Below are 20,202 nucleotides of genomic sequence, written 5' to 3' on the forward strand. Positions count from 1 at the left end.
CTCTATGGGTGTTGGTGACCGACGGGCCAGGGGCCCGCTGCCGGCAAGGTGGCCGGGGGCGGAATGACAGTATCAGTCTGACTCTCGATGATGGCTTGCGGGCCCAGCCGCAGACGAATGCGCAACGGCTCGGGCCGGGCCTCGTACTCACGGAACATCAGGCCATGGCTGTCAAGCTTGGCGCCAAACTGATAAAGACGGGTGCTGCGGGCGGGGTCCAGGTGCTGATAGCCCAGCGCGACGGCGACGTAACGGGCCTTGTCCATGCGTGCCAGCCGGATGCGCCGCTTGACGCCCGGCTCGATAAAAATACGATCCAGACTGAGCAAACCCGTCGGCGCGCTATCGGCCATCAACAGACTGGAGAGCTGATCGGGCCTGCTTGAATACGGCTCAAACACTGAGGGTTCGACCATCTGCGCCACCACCATCAGCACCGTATGCGCCTGCCCTCCCCAGGTGTTCAACTGTGGGTCGGCATTGACCTCCAGCACCAGCGCATCACGCTCGTACTCCCACTGCAGATCCTTCAAGGCCTCGTCCTTGGACTTGGTCTTGAACATGCCGCAGCCGGTCAACACCAGTGCGGCCAGCAAGACCAGCGCGGCGCGGCGACCCATACGAACACTATGACTGTGCCTCATCCTCAGCTCCCCACCATCACCGTACTTTGACTAGGGCTGATCACCGTCCCGACCGAATTGACCGGCATGCCGTTGTGGCCCGTCATGCAGCCCATCCGCACAGCCGGTTTGCCACCCACCATCACCGTCATGCTGCCGTTCATGAACTGCACTTCACCTTTGATTCGATTGCTGGCTACGCCGCCGACGGTGCCAACCTCATCACCGCTGCTCATCATGATTTTGCTGGCCTGATTCAAAGCCGGCATATTGACCACCAGCACATTGCGCACCAAGCCCGAGGGCTGGGCCATCTGCGTCGTCGCCAGATTGGGAAAAGGCGTAGGCACGGGACCGGCCGGAGTCGGCACCTTGCACACATCGGGAATTGCATTGGCCTGCGCCCCGCCATTGTTGAGCATGAACATAAATAAAAATCTCCTTGGCAATACCGGGCCTAGCCCAGATGCACCTGCTGGCCGTCCACGACCACACGTTGGGCGCCACGCAGCTCAGCGCTGCGGGCCCGCACACGCCAATCCCGCTCGATGACCAGCCGCTGAGAGGCAGCCGCATAGTCATCGTGTCCCGCCACACGCGTAACGCGCTGACCAGCATGTAGCTGGCTCTGGCCATCGACCTGCTGACGCTGGCCGCTATACTCCTGCCGCTGTGCAAAATAGCTGTGCAGGGACTGTCCGGCCAGATGCACGTTCCGGGCCTGTAACAGATACTGTTCCGCCTGTAGCGCCACATCCGCCCCTTGCAGCACTACGGCCTGCGCCGCTTGCAAATGCAAACCGCCACCAGCCTGGACACGGACGCTGCCAGCACTGCGCACCACGGTATCAGCGGGCAGCTGCAGCTGCGCCGTCTGACCGGAGCGCTCCAACACCGCCAGAATGTAGGCCTGCCGCCCATCGAACGTCAGCAAGACCAGATCGCCTACTTGTGGCTGCAACAGGCAGGAGGCTGCCAGCGGCGCAAAGCAACAGCCCATCGTGCCAAGCACGCCCCAGCGCTGGCCGGCCTGGACATAGACTTTGGCCGGCACGGTTTGCCACTGAGCGATCTGCGAGGGCTCCTGCGCGATGGACGGCTGCTCAGAACTTGAACTCAGACAAGACATCTGCATCTCCTTTTTATAGAGCCGACAAAGTCCAGCGCGCGTCGGCACACCAGCGCTCGGCCTGCAGGCGTGGGATATCGTCACCCTGCAGGTCTTGCTTGTCACAGCCATCCCAGCACACCTGATGCAGATCGGCTCCGTGTACGCGCATGCCTTTGGCCTGCGCGCTGCTCAGATCAGCCCCTTGCAAACGCGCATAGCTCACATCGGCATATTCCAGACAGGCGCCCGACAGGCAGAGCCCCTGCGCATGCGTATGCCCCAGTCTGGCCTGTGCCAGATGAGCTCCGCGCGCACTGGCCTGCGGCAAGCGTGCATAATTGAATATGGCCCCCTCCAGACGGGCCCCGTCCAGGCAGGCTCCATCCAGCGTGCTGTAAGCCAGCGACAGAAACGGAGCCACAATCTGCGACAGGTCGGCTCGCTCCAGATCACAATGCTCAAACGCACATTGTTCGAAACGGCCTTGTGCCAGATGCGCGTGCGCCAGACTGGTGCGACGCACCTGAACCTGAAACCACTGCGCGGCCACCGCCTGCAAGCCAGCCGCCTCACAATCCATCCATAAGGCCGGCCCGATTTGCTCGGGCAGGCGCAAGCCCCTCAGATCGCAGTGTTGCCAGGTCACGCCGTGCATGAGTGCCTGACTAGCCTGCACCTGGCTCAAATTGCACTGCAGCCACCAGCCATCGTCCAAAGAGGCCGCGCTCAAATCCGCGCCGCTGAAATCGCAGCGCTCAAAGTGCGCCCGGCTCAGTGCGGCCCCGCTCAAGCGCGCCCCCTGGAACTGGCAGTCGACCAGCACCGCATCCGATAAATCACAGGCGCTCAGATCGGCACCGCGCAGGTTCAATCCGTCCGCCCGCAAACCGTCGAATTTCAAACCACTATATTGACCGCCGGACAAATCCAGATCTCGAATTGGGCCCTGTTCGATCAGGGCCAGCAACTGCTCTGCACTCAAACTCATCGTGATTTACCTCCTTGTGTGTGTCGGGCCCAGTCAGGCAAATGGCCTAGCAGCGCCCCTTCCAAGTCCACGCTACGCACTGTGGCACTGCCCAGTTGCGCTCCATACAGATTGGCTCCACGCCAATCGGTTTGGTCAATCAAGGCGTAATCAAACGCCGCATCCAGAAAATTGGCGCCGGGCCAGCGCGCTCCTGTCCAATTCACTTCTTTGAAAATGCTTCGTGCAGCTTGCACCTGCCAGCCCGTCGCAGCGCGTAAATCGCAGATCTGTAAAAAAGCATCGCTCAGATCAGCCTGGTCGAAGCGGCTGCCGCGCAAGTCACTGTCCTGCAAACTGGCCCCCCGCATATCGGCAGACCGCATATCGGCCTCACGCAAGATGCAGCCACTGTCCAAGCGCACATCGGCCATCTGCGCGCCCACCCAGTCCACATCGTGGCCCTGCGCGCCGGAAAAAGTGGCGCCCCGTAATACCGCTTGCGAGAAACACGCCCGATCCAGCGTGCATTGCGACAGATCAGCGCCATCCAACTGTGCGGCATGCCAATTACTGCCTGCCAGACGGCAACTCGTCATTCCCAGGCGCTCGGCCTGTGCCTGGGCAAAGCCGCCACCTTCCAGCGAACAGTTTTCCCATTGCCCAGCAGCCAGTCGGGCCGCGCTCAGAACAACGCCCTGCAAATCACAGTTCTGTAAACGAGCACCGGTCAGATTCAATGCATCGATCCTTTTGCCCGCCAGAATGCATGCTTCCAACACGGCGCCGCTCAGATCGGCCCCGTCGAGCTCCACACCCCGCAGATCCAGCCCCATCAGATGACACCCGCGCAGGCTATGGCCCGCCTGTCGGTGGGCATGAAATTGCTCCAGCGTGTCGATAAACTGCTGCGGTGCTCCTTGAGCAGCCAACCCAGCCTGCAACACGGCCAGCTCGGCAGCCAGACTGTCCAGACGCTGATCCATTTCGGCCAACTCAGCGTGCAGGCTGGTCCCTTGCTCCTCCAAGGCATCAAAGGCGGAAGGCGGCACATCGGCCCAACCGGCCTTGGCAGCCTGTATCTCGGCCAGCATGTCCACCGGTCCGGAGGTCGAGGGGGCGCGAGGTAATTGCGCCAGCGCCAGCAAGGGCTTTTCATCCAGCTCCAGACGCGTGGCCACGTCCTTGACCTGCGCCAGCAACTGGTCCTGTCCCTGTTGCAAGGCATGTTCGATGCTTTGCAGCGGATCGCTATCCTCGGCCTTTTCGCTCAGAACCAGAGCGGCCAAAGGCGCAATGCGCGGCAAGGAAACCGGGCTATACGGAGCCAGACGTTCTTCCATATCCGCAATCCAGGCATTGCCCTGCGCTCGACCTTGCTCCAGGCTGTCCTGCAACTGGGCCAGGATCTGCGGGTCCGCCTGCGACGCGTCGGCCATCTGCGGCAGGTCGCTCAACGGCTCCATCTCTTTGTCCTGCGGTGTTTCGTGCGCCATACCCTGCGCACCAGCGGCTGCATGCAGCGCTGTCCAACGTGCCTGCAGATCAGGCAGGCTGCCAGCCGGCTCGTGCGCGTACTCGGTAAAGACTGCCGCAGCGGCAACATCGGCCGCATCGGCACGCTGGACCGGGATGCTGGCCCGATACAGCATCAGGACACGTTCATCTTGAGGAAACAGCCACACCGTATCCAGATCAAGGACCGCCTCCTCAATCCGTTCACTCCCTTTTCTGCGCAGCAGCAAACGGGGGCGCAGGCCTGGCAGGCGGCCCGACACTTCCGGTCGTTGCGGATGCATCCCCTGCACACGCCAGGACTCCGTGCCTTGCCAGTAACCATCCCGTACCTGATCCTGAGGAAAAGCATCGAACAATCGCGGATCAGTATCATCAGGCAGCCAGGGAAAGCGCTCTTTCTCCCAGCGTTCATCCACCGTCCCCACCCAACGCATGCGTGAGCCAGCGCCAGCGGGCAGACGCGTCAATATCGCCGGCCCCCATCGGTCAGCCGGCGAAAGCACCGGCGTATCCGGATGTTCGGTATGAGGCAGCAAGACACCCTGCGCCTGCTCCGGGTCTTTCAACCACCCGCAACCGTATGGGTTTTCGTTGTAGCCTGCGCCACCATACGCCTGGCGCAAGGTCAAGGGCAGCGACTGAAACGGCTCGGCAGCACTGGCACGCCAACCTGCCAGCGTGTGTTGCCAGCGACGCGTGCCATGCACATGGAGGGTTTTTTGCAAGTGGCCCAATTGGACCTGGACCGCCATGGCCGTCGTGTGCTGCCCAGGGGGCGCCCAGGCCTGTCCCGCTACGCCATAACTGCCCCGTGTCTTTTTCAAACCCGCATCAAAGGCCTCATCCGGAAAATGCGCCAGCAACCACGGCCAGGCCTGGGCTTCGGGCAGGCATCCGCCCGCTTGCCAGACATAGCCCAAGGTCACCACCCAGCGCGCTTGCCCTGCCTGGGCATGGTAGGCCTGCATCAGCAGCACATCATCGGGTTTGTCGATATCCATAGGGGCAATGTTCCTAATTGAGCTTCACAATGCCGTTGGCCTTGATATTGACCGAGGCCGTGCCATTGATGCGTACGTTCTGGCCGGCCACATCAATCATGGGAGCCTTCATGTAAACCACCGTGTCTTTCACCTTGAGCTGCCCCGTCATGGACATGGATTCCAGAATCACACCGGCATTACCCGCTTTAATCACGACCTGAGCCTTGCTGATCTTGATCTTGGAGATCAGGACTTCCCAGGACAGCAAAGACGTGGGCGCTCCAGTTACGGTGGCATTGCCAGCGACCAGCGTATCGATTCCTCCGGTTCCCACGACATACTTGATTGTGCGGCTGGTCAGCGAGTAGGCATTGGCCACCGTAATGGACTGCTTGCCATAGGTGCCCTCCATATCCACCACCTTGGTGCTTTGACTGCGCACCACCCGTTTCTCGGCCCCCAGGATGATCTTCTTCTCATCGCCTTTGGTAATGCGGCTCTGATCGCTCAACTCGACTTTGGTGTAGTCGCGCAGATCCAGCTCCTTGGAGCCGCTATACTTGATCCCCACGCTATAGCCCACGGTAATGCTGCTTTTGAGCGAGGCTGAGGCACTGACTTCCGCGCCCAGCGACGTGGATATCTTGATGGGATTGACATTCAGCAGCGAAATATCCAGCACCTTTTCCGGTGCCTTGAGGTAGGACAGATCAACCCAGCCATCGGTCCCTTCCTTGACCTTCTTGGCCGATTGATTGATCTCATCCATCAGTTCTTTGAACTTTTCGCTGGACGTTTTTTCCTTCTTTGCCTCCGTCGTATCCTTCTTGTCTCCGGTATCCTCGCCCGCTGCCTCCCCTTCTTTTTTGGGTTCCTCAGATACGGACTTGCCTTGCTCGAGCCTGTCCAAAGCGCTATCTAGTTTGGCCAGCAGGGCTTGCAACTGCTTTAAGGCCCCATCCAGATCAGGCTGCCCGCCTGCCGTGGCCTGCGCATTCTTTTGCAGTTGGGCCAACATCTGCGCCAACAGCGCCCGTTTGGCCTCCAGGGCTTTCATCTGCACGGGCGCGGTGGCCGTCGGCAAGCTGGCCTCCTCTTCCAGAAAGTCGGCCATGGCCTGATTCTGTGCCTGCTTCAGGCGTTCGCGCGGTTCGGGATCGGTATCAACATTGCCCTTGTTGCCCACTTCCAGGTGGTAAACACCAGGCACTTGTTGAATGAACGAGCGTCCCAGCAGGCCCATATGCCCCTGTGTACTCAGACGCACGCCCGAGCGATGGGGGCTGGCCGGGTCCGCGCCCAGATGGAAAGTGCTCCCCAGCGTAGGCGAGGACAAACGCGTATGCTGGGCGCCCAGTCTGTCCTCGAACTCCAGAGCATTCTGACCGGCCGTGCGCAAGCCCGGCTGAGTCGCCGTATCCTGATTGCGAATGCTAGGATTTTCTTCGTTTGGAATGGCCGAAACAATCACCGGCCGGTCCGGGTCGCCGCCCAGAAACGACACCAGCACCTCCGTTCCCTTGAGCAAAGGAAAATTCATGCCATGCTGGCTGCCCGCATACGGCGTGGCCATGCGCACCCAGGCGGAGTTGCCACCATCGGGGCGATTCGCATCGACAGGGGCAAACAAAAAGCGTATGCGGTAACAACCGTGCTCGTTGATCTGGGCATATTCGCCCTGGCCTTCGGCCACGACTATCGCGCTCAAGAAGCCAACCACACGGGGCTTGGGAGTGACGCGCGCCGGGCGAAATTGACGCACCTCGGGCAGCACCGTCAAGGAAGCCTGATAAAAAACCTGCTCATGCCCCGCCGCACCACTTTGGCGCGGCAAGGGCTGGCGCCCCTCGTGGCGCAGCGCAATCACAAAGTAGCGCTGGTTGAAATCGTGGCGGAAATGCTCATGCAACTGCACGGGATAACCGGCCCGTACTCCCGGCGCCAAAGCCACACCCTGAAAACGACTACGCTGGCAGGCAATTTCTTCGGCACGCAAGCTCGCCATGCGCTCGCCATCGTCCTGCTTGCTGAAGTGGGCCCCATAGATCTCCACACTTCCCACGCCATCGAACCTGTCTTGTGGCGGCTGCCCCTGCGGGTCGATAGCCGCTTTCATGGTCAGATTCAATGAAGGCTGGCTAACCGAGAAATCCCGCAGCACCACCGAGCGCGGCGACACACTCAGCGCATGATCGAAACGCGAAACCCCAATCCGATTCTGTTCACCGCTCAAGGCACCGGCCGGTCGCCAATACAGGGGGACAGCCTGCCGAGGCTGGTCCGTGCGCTCATGACCAAACACCAGAATTTCATGGTCTGCGCCCTGTTCGAACCAGTAGTAGACGCCCTCGTGCTCCAGTCGCCGCGAGAGAAAGTCCAGGCTGCTCTCCTCGAACTGACAAATAAACGCAGTGCGCGTCGCCATCAACAGGTCGGAGGACAAACGCAGGCAATACTGCGCGCCGGCATCCTGGGCTGGCTCGCCTTGCCGGCTCAGGCCGCACTGCGCCAGTACCATGCGAATGATGGTGCCCAGATCAGGTTTACCGCCTGCCTGTGCATCGGCTTCCATATAGACCCGCGACAGGCGAAACATGCGCAGCAGCGCCATTTGCGGCTCAAGCACGGCTCGATAATGGGCAAAGCCATCATCACGATGCGTCTGCCGCAATTCGGTAATAATGCCGTGCCAGGGCAGCCAACGCTCCTGCGCATCAAGCACGCTCAAGGTAGCACGCGCTCCCAGCAGTTCTTCCAGATCGATATCGTCGCGTGCGGAGGCCAGCTCGATCTCGAAACGATAAGGCCGCGACACGGCCTCCTCGCCGGACCAGCGCGTCACCAGAAAAAGGTCAGGATCGGCCAGGCCACAACGGAAGCTGGCCAAGGCCTGTTCGGTATCGTAGTCATTGAGCATGCCTTAGCTCCCCATCCGTATCACCCAGGGCTGCGATGCCTGCGGGCCCACATCTACACTCAAGGCGGTCGAGCCATCACCGTCGGCCATCCAGGCCAACACCCGGTCAGACAGCGCCGGCAACAGGCTCTTGCGCAAAATAAAGTCGATATTGCGCGCGCCACTGTCTACCTCGGTACAACGCGCCGCAATGGCCTGAGCAACCGCGGGGGTAAATTCCAGACTCAACCCATTGCTAACTTGCAAGCGCTGCACGATGCGAGCCAGTTTTATCTGCACAATCTGCGCCAAAGCCTCATCCGACAGCGTGCCGTAGGGCACCACCGTCATGCGCGCCAGCAGAGCCGGCTTGAAATGCTGCGACAGTGTCGGGCGGATACGCTCGGCCAGTTCATCAGTCTGCGGCGGGGGGGTCTCGACCCGGGCGGCCGTCACGATGTCGGTGGCCAGATTGCTGGTCAGGAAAATGACCGTATTGGAAAAGTCGATCAGCCGACCTTCGCCATCGGCCAGCGAGCCTTTGTCAAACACCTGATAAAACAGATTGACCACATCCAGATGAGCCTTTTCCACCTCGTCCAGCAGCACCACACTGTAGGGCCGTTTTCTGACAGCCTCGGTCAGCACGCCGCCTTCGCCATAGCCCACGTAGCCGGGAGGTGAGCCGACCAGCCGGCTGACAGTGTGTTTTTCCTGAAATTCGCTCATATTGATGGTGGTCAGCGCCTGCTCACCGCCGAACATCTCATCGGCCACCGCCAGCGCTGTTTCTGTCTTGCCCACCCCCGAAGGACCGACCAACAGAAACACGCCCAGCGGCTGGCGCGGATCGCGCAAGCCGGACTGCGCCGCCTTAAGCACCTGGGCTATCTGCGCGAGGGCCTCATCCTGACCCCGGATGCGCTGACACAACTGCCCCGCCAGTCCCAGCACGGCACTGGCCCCATCGCGCTGCATCTTGCCCAGTGGCACGCCGGTCCAGTCCGAGACCACCTGCGCGACCGTATCGGGCCCGACCTCCGTAAACAAGAGAGGGGCATCGCCCTGCAGGCGGCACAATTGCTCGCGCGCCTGGCTCAACGCCTGGGTCAAATCCTCGGGCGACAAGTCCGGTTCCACCGCCGCATCACCGTGTTCAGGTCCGGCCTTATCGGGGTCTGCCTGCAAGCGGGCCAGACGCTGCCGCAAATCCAGGACCTGCTCGGCAGCTGCCCGTTCGGCCTGCCAGCGTTCGACCAACGCATCCAGATCCTGTTGGTCCTGCTGCACGTGTGCATCGATCTGCTCAAGACGCGCCGCCTCGATACGATGACCGTGCGCCTGATCGCGTTCCAGGGCCTCACGCTCGCGGGCCAAACCCGCCAGACGACGTTCTATCCGCTCCACCCCGGCAGGCTTGACTCCTAGACTGATACGCACGCGGGCTGCTGCCGTATCCAATAAATCCACAGCCTTGTCCGGCAACTGTCGACCCGTGATGTAGCGCTCCGACAAGGTGGCTGCAGCCTGCAAGGCATCGTCGCGCACGCTCACACCATGCACCGCCTCGTAGCGGCTCTTGAGCCCACGCAGTATCTGCACCGCCGTGGCACTGTCAGGCTCGTCCAGTCGAATCAATTGAAACCGTCGCGTCAGGGCCGGATCGCGCTCGAAATACTTCTTGTACTCGGCCCAGGTGGTCGCGGCAATGGTGCGCAGCTCACCACGCGCCAAGGCCGGTTTGAGCAGATTGGCGGCATCGCTGCCACCGCTGGCGCCACCGGCGCCAATCAGCATATGCGCCTCGTCGACAAACAAGATAATGGGCTGCGGTGAGGCCTTGATGGCATCAATCACACCACGTAGCCGTTGCTCAAACTCCCCCTTGACGCTCGCCCCGGCCTCCAGCAGCCCCAGGTCCAGGCCCAGCAAGCGGGTACCGCGTAAAAACTCCGGCACATCGCCTTGCTCGATGCGCAAGGCCAGCCCCTCGACCACCGCTGTCTTGCCCACGCCGGGCTCACCCACGCAAATGGGGTTGTTCTTGCGACGACGCGCCAGAATGTCGATCATCTGGCGGATCTCATCGTCACGCCCGAATACCGGATCTATCTCACCGCGCGCCGCCTTGGCGGTGTAATCTTCGCAAAACCGCGCCAGTGCGCTATCAGCGGCCGAGGTCGCCGTGGGCGGTGCCCCCTTGGACGCGTCGAGCGGCTCGTAAGCCTGCTCAGCCGACGCCCCAGTCCAGGCGGCAAACTGCTTGTGCAATTGCTCACTGGAGAGGGCACGCAAACTCTCGCCCCACGGTGTACCTGCGGCGTAATAACCCAGCCGCATCAACAAGGCCAGCAACACGGCACCACTACGCACATGGCGGGCCCCCAGATTGACCGAGGCGACCAGCCAGCTATCTTGCAAGCACTCCGTCAGCATGGGCGAGAACACCGGGCGCCCCGGATTGCCGCTTTTGAAGCGTGCCAGTGCATCCTCCAATTGGGCGGCCAGTCGCAGGCTATCAATCTGGCTCTGGGCCAGAATGTGAGCCAGATCGCTGCCCGTCTCGCTCAGCAGGCGATGCAACAGGTGCTCAATGCTGATTTCATAATGCCCCCGTGCCAGGGTCAGGCCTGCGGCAGACTCCACGGCCGCTGTGCACAAGGGATTGAGCCTGGCAAACAAAGGCTTTAAGTCAACGAGCATCATGATCATCGTTCTCCGCAGTAAAAAGATTCAAGCCGAAACGCACCGGCCGCTCGGCCAGTACGCGGCTACGGCCTTGGCCCAGCCATGTATTGCATCCCAGCCGCTGCCAACCCCGGCCCAGACAGGCCCCCTGGCGCTGCTGCGGCTCCAGCCACAACTGCAGCTCACACTGCAGCGGAGCCTGTAAATACCAGGCCACGGTGCGGCTGACCCGATCAAACAAGGGCGCACCCGGCAATAAGTCGTGAAACAACTCGGCCTGCAAAGGGCCAATTTCGATATCGGCATTGCCGGCGCAATCGAGCACCTGTTCGCCCAGCACACTGTCCTCACCCAAACTACAGGCCTGTCCGCCTAAGCGGCTGCGATAGACCGGGGCAATGCGGACAAAGCGCGGTGCACAGGGGTGGACCCGCACCGGCAAGCCCCCCAACAAACCTGCCAACAGGCTTTGCAAACCCAAGGCGGAACGTGACTTCATGCCCAGATTGCCGGCAAAAGGCAGCAGCGCCTGCGCATCATCCTGGCGTTCAGGCGCCTCACGCAGCCCTACCAGGGCATATAGCTGGCGCAGGCGCTGGCCATCACGACGCTCATGTACAGCCAGCCAGATGCGATACTTTTCCCAGGCCTGATACAGCAGCGGGTACAGAGCCGCATGCACAATGTCGATAAAATCGCGGCGGGCCGAATACCCCTGCATCGCTTCTTGAATCAGATCCTCGGTATAGAACGTGGGCAGCGGCGAGGTCACCCCATACAAACCAAAGAAATTGGCCTCAATATGAAAACGTCCATCGACACCGCGTTCGACCTTGGCCAGATCCGACTCGGGGAATGCCAATGTCAGTGCCGGCCGAATACGCAGGCGCTCGCGCAAGGCCGCATCGTCGCCCAGATGCTGGCGCAGCAAACGCGCCGCCTGGAAGAAGCTGTATTGAGGGGCCTGGGTCTGCAAATCCTGCAGCAGCCCAGCCTCTACAACAGGCGTTGCTGACCGATCTGCGCTGGCCATTGCAGCGTCTCCCCATGGACCGTGTCATGCAACGTCAAGGCGATGAAGGTATTCATCGTCGCGCAGCCGGACAAAAATTCGTTCAAGACAGAACCGAACAGATACAGGCTGCCGGGACCTGAGAAATGATCTCCTGCGCACTCGATGCGAACCGTACTGCCCTGGACAGGCATGCCGCGCACCATGCGCCGCTGGCTTTGCACCTGCACCTGCTGAATAGATTCGATCTGGCGCAATCCGGCGGCTCGCTGCCCGGACTCCCCGCGTTGCTCGGGCAGATACAGCAACAGCAATTTGCGCAGACTCTCGGCGCTGGACAGCGCCATCTGATTGGCCTGCATGTGCGAGAGCACGCGCCAGAGCAAATCCTGCGCCAGATAGGGTTCGCGATAGGAGGTGACCCCGGTAATGTTAGAAAAAGTCACCCGCACCGGCGACCGGTCGGTCGCCTCGCAAATCTCGCCCAGGCGCAGATCATCCGGCCCGCTGCCGTCGGTACAGCTCAGGCGCAAGGACAGGACCTGCTCACCGTCTTGCGCCAGCCCAGCGCCTGGCAAGCTTAAATAATGCTCACAACCCGATCCCAGTGCTGAGGCACGTACGCGAATGTGATAGGACTGGGCGCCCGGCACACAGTCGCTGGCCGGCTGATAGCCTTGTTCCAGCCCATCCGCACTGCGCAGGTCCACCCGGTCCACACTGTAAATCTGAGCTCCCTGACGCCCCGTGACTGGCCGAATACGATATTCCGGCTGCCGGTGATCCACGTACAAGGGCTGGCCATCCAGGGGATACAAGTTGACGGCCGGGCTCGCATGCAAGACAAAATTGTCCACACTGACCTCAGGAGCCCAGTCGGGCAGACGGTCAAATTCAAAACGCAGCACCAATCGCGTCCCCTGACGGGCACGCCAGCGCTCCAGTCCCTTTAGCTCCAGAAAGCGCAGCTTTTCGGGCAGGGCAAAATATTCATGCAAAATGCGCCAGGCCGGATGCGCACCTGCCGGCCAGGGTAATAAAGGATAGGCGGGGTCAAAGCCAAACGGACGCAGACACGCCGGCTCCAGCCGTACCATGCTGCCTTGGGGCGAGCCGACATAGATGGCGCGCGTGTCACGCATAAGAATTCGGAACAATCCGCTGGCCACCGTCTCGCTGCCGCCCAGCCACAACCGTAACGAGTTCCCTTCCCATTGAGCGGCATCCAAGCCTGTCAGAGCCAGTTCCAGCACCAGCGCCGGCACCTGACTGGCGCGCTGGCCTGCATCCCAATAGGCGTGTTCCAGCCGCAAAGGCTCAACAGCGACCGGATAAATCGCATTGAATACCGCGCGCTCACCGCGCTCGCCGGAAGAAGAAAAAGTCGTACCGACCGGCACCTGCAAGGTTTCACCGGTCACGCTGCGCGGACTGTACTGCATGATGGTCATGCAGGGCACCGGCCGCAGGAACTGCGGAAACATCAGTTGCGCCAGACTTTGCACAAACTCAGGAAAATCGTCGTCCAGACGCTGGCGCACAAGCCCCGTCATGAAGGCCACGCCTTCGAGCAGACGCTCTACATCCGCATCGACCGCGGCCGCACTGCCCAGCAAGGGAGCCAGAGCGGGATTGCGACGCCCAAATTCGGCCGCCAAGGAACGCAGATTATGCAGTTCCTGTTCGTAGTATCGATTCAACATTCCCATTTCCCTGGAGCACACGCAACAGCTAACACGTCTGTCATTGCGCTTGCAAAGACACCCGACCAGACGAGGAGATTGACGTAGCCAGCCGTATCGGCAGCTCGTGGTCGTCTACCTGCACCAGGCCTTCGAGCGAAAAGCTCAAGGACAGCACCTCACTGCCCTGCTCGCTGACCTGCACTTTGGGCGCTTTCAGGCGCGGCTCGTAGCGTTCGATCATGCGGGTAATGCTGTCGATGATCTCGCGCGTGGACCCGCTGCTAAAGGAGCCAGCCAGATTGGTGAAATCCGGCACCCCGAACTCCGGGTCCAGTGGCACGCTGCCGCGCCGGGTATTAAGGATGCGCTGCAGATGCTCGCGTATCGAGACCACCAGCACCTGGGCACGCGTGGCCTGGGTCTGGATCTGCCCCGTCTCCAGCGCAGCAATGCGCTCCAGCAGACGCAACTCGCGCATCCCTTTTCCCTATTACTTTGGTGTGAGCCAGGAGTCTTCGGCCTCGATACCGTCCGGTTCCCAGGTCCAGACGATTTTTTCGTAGGTCAGGGCGATGTCTTCCATGTGGCCGAACTGGCGGTTCTCGGGAGCCAGGCAGTTAGGAACCCAAGTGCGCGAGCTGGTGACGACGGCCTTTTCCAGGCGAATCGTGTAGTACTTTTCTTCCGTGCCCTTAGGGCTAATACGGTAAAACTCCAGCTCGACTTTGCTCAGTTGTTCGCCCGAGCACTGTGCCTGGAAGATCTTGGGCGAGGACTTGTCGATTTCCTTGGTCAAGGTAATACCCAAGTGCTGGCGCTTGCCCGAGGGCAGGCCCGTCTGGGGGCTCTTGGGCAGTTCAATGCGATGATCGACGGCCTGGATCAGAATCTTGCCGCTGTGACCCTGAACTTCGCAGGACCCTTCGATCTTGCCCTGGGTTTCGCCTTCAAGCGTGAGATAGCATGGCATAGGCATGGTAAATTACTCCTGTTGTTAACTGACTGTGTGATGACTTAAGCAGTCGTTGCCAATACCGGGTACACCACGACGTCTGGCTGGCGTCGCGCCGGTGCCTCAAGGCGGCGATCCTGCTGACACAGGATCGCCCGCCCTCAAACTCAGTTTTTGTCCAGCTTGCCCACCAGCGACAAGGTGAACGATGCGCCCATGTACTTGAAGTGCGGACGCACTTTCAAGCCCACGCGGTACCAGCCTGGATCGCCTTCCACATCCGAAACGGTCACCTCGGCCTGTCGCAAAGGCCGACGGCTGCGCACACCCGCGCTCGGGTTATCCATATCGGCCACGTACTGACGAATCCACTCGTTCAATTCGGCTTCCAGGTCATTGCGCTCTTTCCAGGTGCCGATGTTCTCGCGCTGGATCACCTTGATGTAGTGCGCCAGACGGCTCACCACATAGATGTAAGGCAGTTGCGTGCCCAGCTTGTAGTTGGTCTCGGCCACCTTGCCTTCTTTGTTGTTGCCAAAGAACTTGGGCTTTTGCGAGGAATTAGCCGAAAAGAAGGCTGCATTGTCCGTGTTCTTGCGCATCGTCAGGGCGATAAAGCCTTGTTCGGCCAACTCGAATTCGCGTCGTTCGGAGATCAGCACTTCGGTCGGGATCTTGGTCTGGGTCTCGCCCATGGCCTCGTAGTTGTAAATAGGCAGGTCCTCGACCGCACCGCCGCCTTGCGGCCCGATGATGTTGGCGCACCAGCGATAACGTGCAAAGCTGTCGGCCAATCGGTCTGCAAACGCAAAGGCCGCATTACCCCACAGAAAGTTCTGATTGCCACCCGACACGTCTTCGTTGTAATTGAAGGTCTTGGCCGGTACCGTGTCCTCCCCATAAGGCACGCGCAGCAGAAAATGCGGCAAGGTCAGGCCCACGAAGCGGGCGTCATCGGACTGGCGAAATGAATTCCACTTGGTAAATTGCGGGCCTTCAAAGACTGCACTCAGATCTTTCAGATTGGGCAGCGCCGAGTAATTGTCTACGCCAAAAAACTGCGGCCCTGCCGAGGCGATAAACGGCGCGTGCGCCATGGCCGACACACTGGCCAAGGACTGCAGTAGCTTGATGTCCTGGGTGCCGGGACCAAACTCGTAATTGCCGATGATGGAGCCAAAGGGCTGACCACCGAACTGCCCAAACTCCGCCGTGTAGACAGCGGTATACAAGCCCGAGCGGGTAATGTCGGTGGCATCCTCAAAGTCTTCCAGCAGCGCCTGCTTGGACACATTCAGAATGGCCAGCTTGTTGTTCTCACGAAAATCCGTGCGATCGACCAGGAATTTCAGCCCTGCCCAGGCCGACTCCAAGCGTTGGAAATCGACATGGTGCAAAATCTGGTCTACCTGACGACACAGTTTGCGATCCAGATTGGCGATCATCTCATCGATCAAGCCCTGGCTGATCTTCTCGCTTTGGCGACCCGGCTCAAGCAGCTCGGCCACAAAGGCTTCCAGCCCCTGACGGGTAATGGCGTAGGCCTCATCATCAGGACGCAGGCGAGTCGATTCAATCAGCTCATCGAGCAGCGAGCCGCCTTCCTGGGCGCCTTGCGCAGTCTGAGCCTGCTGTTCCGGTGTGGTTGCAGTCATGTTTATTCCCCTTGCTTGTCCTGTACGCCCAACTCAGCCAGCAGACGCTGACGCGTGCCTTCGTCCTGTACCAGTCCCTGCAGACGCTTGCGAAAATCAGGCAGATTGCCCAGTGGCCCTTTCAATGCCTTGAGTGCGTCGCGCAAGGCAATCAACTGGCGCAGTTCGGGCACCTGATCGACCAGCGCGTCGGGCTGAAAGTCGCGCATGGACTCAAACCGCAGGTCCACAGTCAGTTGATCGTCCGGACCGGCCTGCTCATTGAGCTTGTCCTGCACCAGCAAGGTCAGCGACAGATTCTGGGCCTTGAGCACGTCGTTGAACGTATCCTTGTCCACGCTGACCGGCGTACGCGCATCCAGGGGCGTACTGTCTTCGCGCAAGGTAAAGTCGCCCAGCACTAACTGGCGAAACGGCAGCTCCACCTGCTCCTGGGCATCACCCGTGGCGGGTTTGTACACAATATTGACGCGCTCTTTGGGGGCGACGGAACCATCAGCAGCCATGTCGGTTTCTCCTGTTTAGAAAATCGGGGTCTGTTCTTTCATCGGGCGCGCATCAGTTGCTCGCCACCCGTCTTTAACCGCGCCAACGCTCCATCCAACAAGCGTCGCGCAGCTTCGGCCTCGGCTCCAGCCGCCATGACCAGAGAGGTCAGGCCAAACACATCCAATCCCTCACCGTCCAGCGCCGTCTCTTTAGGCGGTTCGGCACGGCCAGCGGCAGGCGTAGGCTCAGTCACCCGCGTCCCGGACGCGGTCAGCCAGGCACGCGTCTGCTCATCGGCAAAGGGACGCCCATCGCTAAAAGCCAAGCGCTCCAGCCCAGGCAAACGCTGCAAGATCGCTTGCGTTTCGATCAGAATCGTTTGCGCACCGGCCTGCCCCTGAGGCAAAGCCTGCGCCGCCTGATAGGACAGGCGATTCAAATCCAGCCAGAAACGCATGCGTCCCAGGCGCGACTCTGCAAAGCGCAAGATCGCCGCCGGGTCCTGGGCTTCGCTCAGGCGCTCCAGCACTGCCAAGTCCGCGACAGGCGGCGGAGCAACGCGCGTCACCCCTTCCTGGGCATGCGGCAAGGTATCCAGAAACAGCCAGGCGCTTTGTCGGTTCAAGCGCAGCAGCCAGGCCGTGGCCAACAGTGCATCGTCCAGAGTCAGCAAAGACTCCTGGATCGTCGCGACGCTTTGCTCTACATAGCGCTCGGCCGCGACCACGTCGCTTAGTGTTGCAGCAGCGATGACAAGGGTCTTGTCACTCGCGGAGTCAGACCCCACCTCAGAGCGCACAGGCTGAGCGACTTCTTTGGCTGCAAGTACCGGGGCGGCCGTCTGGGTCGCTACCGCAGATTCGTCCTGCGCCGGTTCAGAAAGCGGGAAATCAGGAACACGCGTTTCAGACGAAGTCTGTGTAACAGGTGCCTCGCTCTGGGCGGTCGGCAACAACTCTCCCAGACGCTTGCCTAAACGCCACCACGCCGGCGGTTCATCGTCTTTAGCCTGCCAGAACGCATCCAGCTCATCACACAGGGCAAGAACCTCGTCGCGTTGCTGCGAATCCAGTCCCTCTGCGTCCCAATCGGGCTCGGACAATACCGCGTCACATTCGTCCAGCAGCCATTGCACTTGATTGCGCCGGCCACGAATGCGTGCTGCAGCCGGACTCATGGCGTCCCAATACACCGTATGCAGATCGCGTATCACCTGTAGTCCAGCAGCCAGACCACGCGTACCGTACTCATGCAACCAGGCTGCGCACAACCACACCCCGGCACTCAGATCCTTGCCTTCTTTATCCAGTACCTGAGTTGCCAGAGAGGCGACCAGCGACCAGTCCAGGGGTGTGGCAGCATGCATGTCCACACGTTTGCCAACTTCAAGCTGAAGCGACGCAAATGTCTCACTATCACGAGGCATCTGCCCATGAGGCTGTGATTGGCTGATTGCTCGTACACCTAGCTGGCTGTCCAACATTACTCCGTGTCCCCCAGACTCCAGTCACCTGTCAAAAAAAGGCGACCTACTATTGATGCACGAAGTATAGAAATGACACGTTTAAAGATCGTTAAAGGCTTCTTGGTACTTATCTAGCATGTAGTACGGCGGAATAAACACTCTATAAACGCTAGCTTGTGTCCATCGGTGTAAGTCAAGCGATCAGCGATAGCCGGACGGAACAATCTGCAAACGCTGACACAGCGGCCCAACTCCTTATGCGTCTCGGTGCCTATCAATACACTGCCGGATTACTTCAGTTGGTGATCGGGCACCGCCCAGACGAAAAAAGTGCTCCCCAGACTCAGAGTCTCGTTCGCTTTGGATCGCTTTGGATCGCTCTCGATTCTCGTGCTCCCGCAGCAGGTGCGCAGCACGCTCGCGCACTTCAAGGCAAAAAACCAAACTATGCAATTTTTAATAATAAATTTGGATTAGTTCGGTCAGAAATGTATTGAGAATCATTGCCATCATTCGATGTCCGTTTTTCCTGCCCGCCGCATCTTCATCATGGCCGATCCATATACTCCAAAAAACATGGCTCGCTTATTGAATGGATTGAGCTGGGAGGTGGCACAGGGAGCCCCGTTGACTAGACATCACGTCAAAGCGGATATGACCTTGCCCATGCCAGTGAGCATCACGCAATTTCCCGCTGAGGTGCATGGCTCCGATCCTATGGGCTACTTGCCGCCTGTCGTGTCCAGAAATGCTCCCGTGACAAAGGACGCCTCGGAGCTAGCCAGCCATAAAATTGCACGTGCCACCTCTTCTGCTTGTCCCCCTCGTCCCATTGGAATGCTGTCCTTTAAGCGATCCACACGGTCCGGCTCACCACCGCTGGCGTGCATCTCGGTATAAATATGTCCTGGCCGAACGCAATTGACACGAATCCCTTCTCGGGCAACCTCTTTAGCAAAGCCCGTTGTGAAAGTCTCCAATGCTCCCTTTGACGCAGCGTAATCCACATATTCATTCGGACTGCCAAGCTTGGCCGCTATTGACGAGACATTAACAATGGAGCCTCCCTGCCCACCATGGCAATAAGCCATACGTTTAACCGCCTGTTGGCTACAAAGCATGGGGCCAAGCGTGTTGACGGCAAAAGTGCGTTGCATACGCTCGAACCCGACATTCTCCAGACGGGATTGCTGAAACAGCACACCTGCGTTATTCACCAACACGTCAATCCGTCCAAATCTCTGGTCAACTTGTTCAAAGAGCCCAGTTATCTGCTTGGGATCTGCACAATCCGCCTGGACAGCAAAAGCGTGGCGACCTGCCGCCTCTATTTCAGCGACCACTGCCAAGGCAGCAGATTCGCTTTCAGCATAGCTAAGAATGACGTTATAGCCCTGCACGGCGGCCAGGCGCGCGGTCGCTGCACCTATGCCACGGCTCCCACCGGTAACCACTATGACTGGATAATCTGATGCCAAGCCCATTTGTCTCTCTCCAACGTACCGTTTCAAGGCATCATAAGGCGAAAAACCGGGCTCGGGCCAAGCGTACTCTGCGCTTATTTGTGCTTCTTATAAGTACCTCTTCATGAATTCGTCGTTCAAGACGACGCTTTCCTATGCGGTTTTTATCGTTATTGTTCGTACCGCGCATAGGTTTTTTAGAAAAATAAGCTTACAAAGTCAGCTTGAAACCCTTATGGCTAGCCGTAAAGCCTAACTGCTCATAAAACCGATGGGCGTCGGTTCGTGCCCTATCCGAGGTCAATTGAACAATGCGACATTGGCGTTGACGGCATTGTTCGACCGCCCACTGAATCATCAAACGCCCCAATCCCGAGCCACGGGCCGAGCTGGCGATACGGACGGATTCGATTTCCCCGCGCCAGGCACCTTGGTGGGACAGGCCAGGCATATAGGTGATCTGCAGGGTCCCCACAACAGCACCATTGAGCTCTACAACGGCTAAATACTGGTTAGGATCCGCTTCTATCGCAGCAAAGGCCTCCAGATAGGATTGAGCCAGGGGCAGACTGGTATTTTCACGCTGTTGACCCAGAATATCGTCAGCCAACATGGCCACAATCGCTTCCAGATCTGCTTCTACCGCAGGACGAAAAACAGGTGTAGACGTCAACTCACACTCCTTATCAAAAAAT

General features: G+C 59.7%; 16 protein-coding genes and 1 other annotated feature. All 16 genes read right to left on the minus strand.

Annotation, left to right across the window (positions count from 1 at the left end; all coding sequences use genetic code 11):
• Positions 1-2: 2 nt before the first annotated feature.
• The 16 genes from tssJ to CA948_RS05280 all read right to left on the minus strand — a co-directional run bounded on the left by tssJ (position 3) and on the right by CA948_RS05280 (position 20,180).
• Complete coding sequence (gene tssJ / locus CA948_RS05205; protein ID WP_094196773.1) at positions 3-644, minus strand: type VI secretion system lipoprotein TssJ; 642 nt, start codon at positions 642-644, stop codon at positions 3-5.
• 2 nt (positions 645-646) lie between these two features.
• Positions 647-1,051 (minus strand): DUF4150 domain-containing protein, encoded by a 405-nt coding sequence (locus CA948_RS05210; protein WP_094196774.1) that lies wholly within the window; start codon positions 1,049-1,051, stop codon positions 647-649.
• A gap of 29 nt (positions 1,052-1,080) precedes the next feature.
• Positions 1,081-1,752 carry a DUF3540 domain-containing protein gene (locus CA948_RS05215; RefSeq protein ID WP_159063930.1) on the minus strand — a complete coding sequence of 224 codons (672 nt, stop codon included), beginning with the start codon at positions 1,750-1,752 and terminating at the stop codon, positions 1,081-1,083.
• A gap of 13 nt (positions 1,753-1,765) precedes the next feature.
• On the minus strand, positions 1,766-2,722 hold the full coding sequence (locus CA948_RS05220) for a pentapeptide repeat-containing protein (protein ID WP_094196776.1): 957 nt from the start codon (positions 2,720-2,722) through the stop codon (positions 1,766-1,768).
• A complete protein-coding gene (locus tag CA948_RS05225) occupies positions 2,719-5,220 on the minus strand; it encodes a DUF2169 family type VI secretion system accessory protein (RefSeq protein WP_108727508.1) in 2,502 nt (833 codons plus the stop codon). The genes CA948_RS05220 and CA948_RS05225 overlap by 4 nt, the downstream gene beginning before the upstream one ends.
• Positions 5,221-5,233: 13 nt before the next feature.
• Complete coding sequence (tssI, locus tag CA948_RS05230) at positions 5,234-8,119, minus strand: type VI secretion system tip protein TssI/VgrG (protein ID WP_059317612.1); 2,886 nt, start codon at positions 8,117-8,119, stop codon at positions 5,234-5,236.
• A gap of 3 nt (positions 8,120-8,122) precedes the next feature.
• Complete coding sequence (gene tssH / locus CA948_RS05235; RefSeq protein ID WP_094198354.1) at positions 8,123-10,804, minus strand: type VI secretion system ATPase TssH; 2,682 nt, start codon at positions 10,802-10,804, stop codon at positions 8,123-8,125.
• Positions 10,791-11,819, minus strand: coding sequence for a type VI secretion system baseplate subunit TssG (gene tssG / locus CA948_RS05240; protein WP_094196779.1), 1,029 nt, complete (start codon positions 11,817-11,819; stop codon positions 10,791-10,793). Before tssG ends, tssH begins: the two co-directional genes overlap by 14 nt.
• Positions 11,783-13,501: a type VI secretion system baseplate subunit TssF gene (tssF, locus tag CA948_RS05245; RefSeq protein WP_094196780.1), complete on the minus strand. Its 1,719-nt coding sequence runs from the start codon at positions 13,499-13,501 to the stop codon at positions 11,783-11,785. Before tssF ends, tssG begins: the two co-directional genes overlap by 37 nt.
• 40 nt (positions 13,502-13,541) lie before the next feature.
• The gene (gene tssE / locus CA948_RS05250; RefSeq protein WP_003799822.1) at positions 13,542-13,961 is read right to left on the minus strand and encodes a type VI secretion system baseplate subunit TssE; all 420 of its coding nucleotides are present in this window, start codon (positions 13,959-13,961) and stop codon (positions 13,542-13,544) included.
• A gap of 12 nt (positions 13,962-13,973) precedes the next feature.
• Positions 13,974-14,459: an Hcp family type VI secretion system effector gene (locus CA948_RS05255; RefSeq protein WP_003799821.1), complete on the minus strand. Its 486-nt coding sequence runs from the start codon at positions 14,457-14,459 to the stop codon at positions 13,974-13,976.
• Between the two features lie 143 nt (positions 14,460-14,602).
• On the minus strand, positions 14,603-16,090 hold the full coding sequence (gene tssC / locus CA948_RS05260) for a type VI secretion system contractile sheath large subunit (protein ID WP_094196781.1): 1,488 nt from the start codon (positions 16,088-16,090) through the stop codon (positions 14,603-14,605).
• 2 nt (positions 16,091-16,092) lie between these two features.
• Positions 16,093-16,596 carry a type VI secretion system contractile sheath small subunit gene (gene tssB, locus CA948_RS05265; RefSeq protein ID WP_003799817.1) on the minus strand — a complete coding sequence of 168 codons (504 nt, stop codon included), beginning with the start codon at positions 16,594-16,596 and terminating at the stop codon, positions 16,093-16,095.
• A 38-nt stretch (positions 16,597-16,634) separates the two neighbouring features.
• Positions 16,635-18,062: a TssA family type VI secretion system protein gene (locus CA948_RS05270; RefSeq protein ID WP_108727509.1), complete on the minus strand. Its 1,428-nt coding sequence runs from the start codon at positions 18,060-18,062 to the stop codon at positions 16,635-16,637.
• Between the two features lie 198 nt (positions 18,063-18,260).
• Positions 18,261-18,377 (minus strand) — a sequence feature (AL1L pseudoknot).
• 389 nt (positions 18,378-18,766) lie between these two features.
• A complete protein-coding gene (locus CA948_RS05275; RefSeq protein WP_094196783.1) occupies positions 18,767-19,528 on the minus strand; it encodes a glucose 1-dehydrogenase in 762 nt (253 codons plus the stop codon).
• Between the two features lie 190 nt (positions 19,529-19,718).
• The gene (locus tag CA948_RS05280) at positions 19,719-20,180 is read right to left on the minus strand and encodes a GNAT family N-acetyltransferase (RefSeq protein WP_162496891.1); all 462 of its coding nucleotides are present in this window, start codon (positions 20,178-20,180) and stop codon (positions 19,719-19,721) included.
• Positions 20,181-20,202: the final 22 nt, after the last annotated feature.

It is taken from the genome of Alcaligenes aquatilis (assembly GCF_003076515.1).
Classification (GTDB): Bacteria; Pseudomonadota; Gammaproteobacteria; order Burkholderiales; family Burkholderiaceae_B; genus Alcaligenes; species Alcaligenes aquatilis.

Excerpts from the sequence above, each read along its gene's own strand:
- tssJ (WP_094196773.1), bottom strand. The coding sequence starts at position 644 with ATGAGGCACAGTCATAGTGTTCGTATGGGTCGCCGCGCCGCGCTGGTC.
- CA948_RS05210 (WP_094196774.1), bottom strand. The coding sequence starts at position 1,051 with ATGTTCATGCTCAACAATGGCGGGGCGCAGGCCAATGCAATTCCCGAT.
- CA948_RS05215 (WP_159063930.1), bottom strand. The coding sequence starts at position 1,752 with ATGTCTTGTCTGAGTTCAAGTTCTGAGCAGCCGTCCATCGCGCAGGAG.
- CA948_RS05220 (WP_094196776.1), bottom strand. The coding sequence starts at position 2,722 with ATGAGTTTGAGTGCAGAGCAGTTGCTGGCCCTGATCGAACAGGGCCCA.
- CA948_RS05225 (WP_108727508.1), bottom strand. The coding sequence starts at position 5,220 with ATGGATATCGACAAACCCGATGATGTGCTGCTGATGCAGGCCTACCAT.
- tssI (WP_059317612.1), bottom strand. The coding sequence starts at position 8,119 with ATGCTCAATGACTACGATACCGAACAGGCCTTGGCCAGCTTCCGTTGT.
- tssH (WP_094198354.1), bottom strand. The coding sequence starts at position 10,804 with ATGATGCTCGTTGACTTAAAGCCTTTGTTTGCCAGGCTCAATCCCTTG.
- tssG (WP_094196779.1), bottom strand. The coding sequence starts at position 11,819 with ATGGCCAGCGCAGATCGGTCAGCAACGCCTGTTGTAGAGGCTGGGCTG.
- tssF (WP_094196780.1), bottom strand. The coding sequence starts at position 13,501 with ATGTTGAATCGATACTACGAACAGGAACTGCATAATCTGCGTTCCTTG.
- tssE (WP_003799822.1), bottom strand. The coding sequence starts at position 13,961 with ATGCGCGAGTTGCGTCTGCTGGAGCGCATTGCTGCGCTGGAGACGGGG.
- CA948_RS05255 (WP_003799821.1), bottom strand. The coding sequence starts at position 14,459 with ATGCCTATGCCATGCTATCTCACGCTTGAAGGCGAAACCCAGGGCAAG.
- tssC (WP_094196781.1), bottom strand. The coding sequence starts at position 16,090 with ATGACTGCAACCACACCGGAACAGCAGGCTCAGACTGCGCAAGGCGCC.
- tssB (WP_003799817.1), bottom strand. The coding sequence starts at position 16,596 with ATGGCTGCTGATGGTTCCGTCGCCCCCAAAGAGCGCGTCAATATTGTG.
- CA948_RS05270 (WP_108727509.1), bottom strand. The coding sequence starts at position 18,062 with ATGTTGGACAGCCAGCTAGGTGTACGAGCAATCAGCCAATCACAGCCT.
- CA948_RS05275 (WP_094196783.1), bottom strand. The coding sequence starts at position 19,528 with ATGGGCTTGGCATCAGATTATCCAGTCATAGTGGTTACCGGTGGGAGC.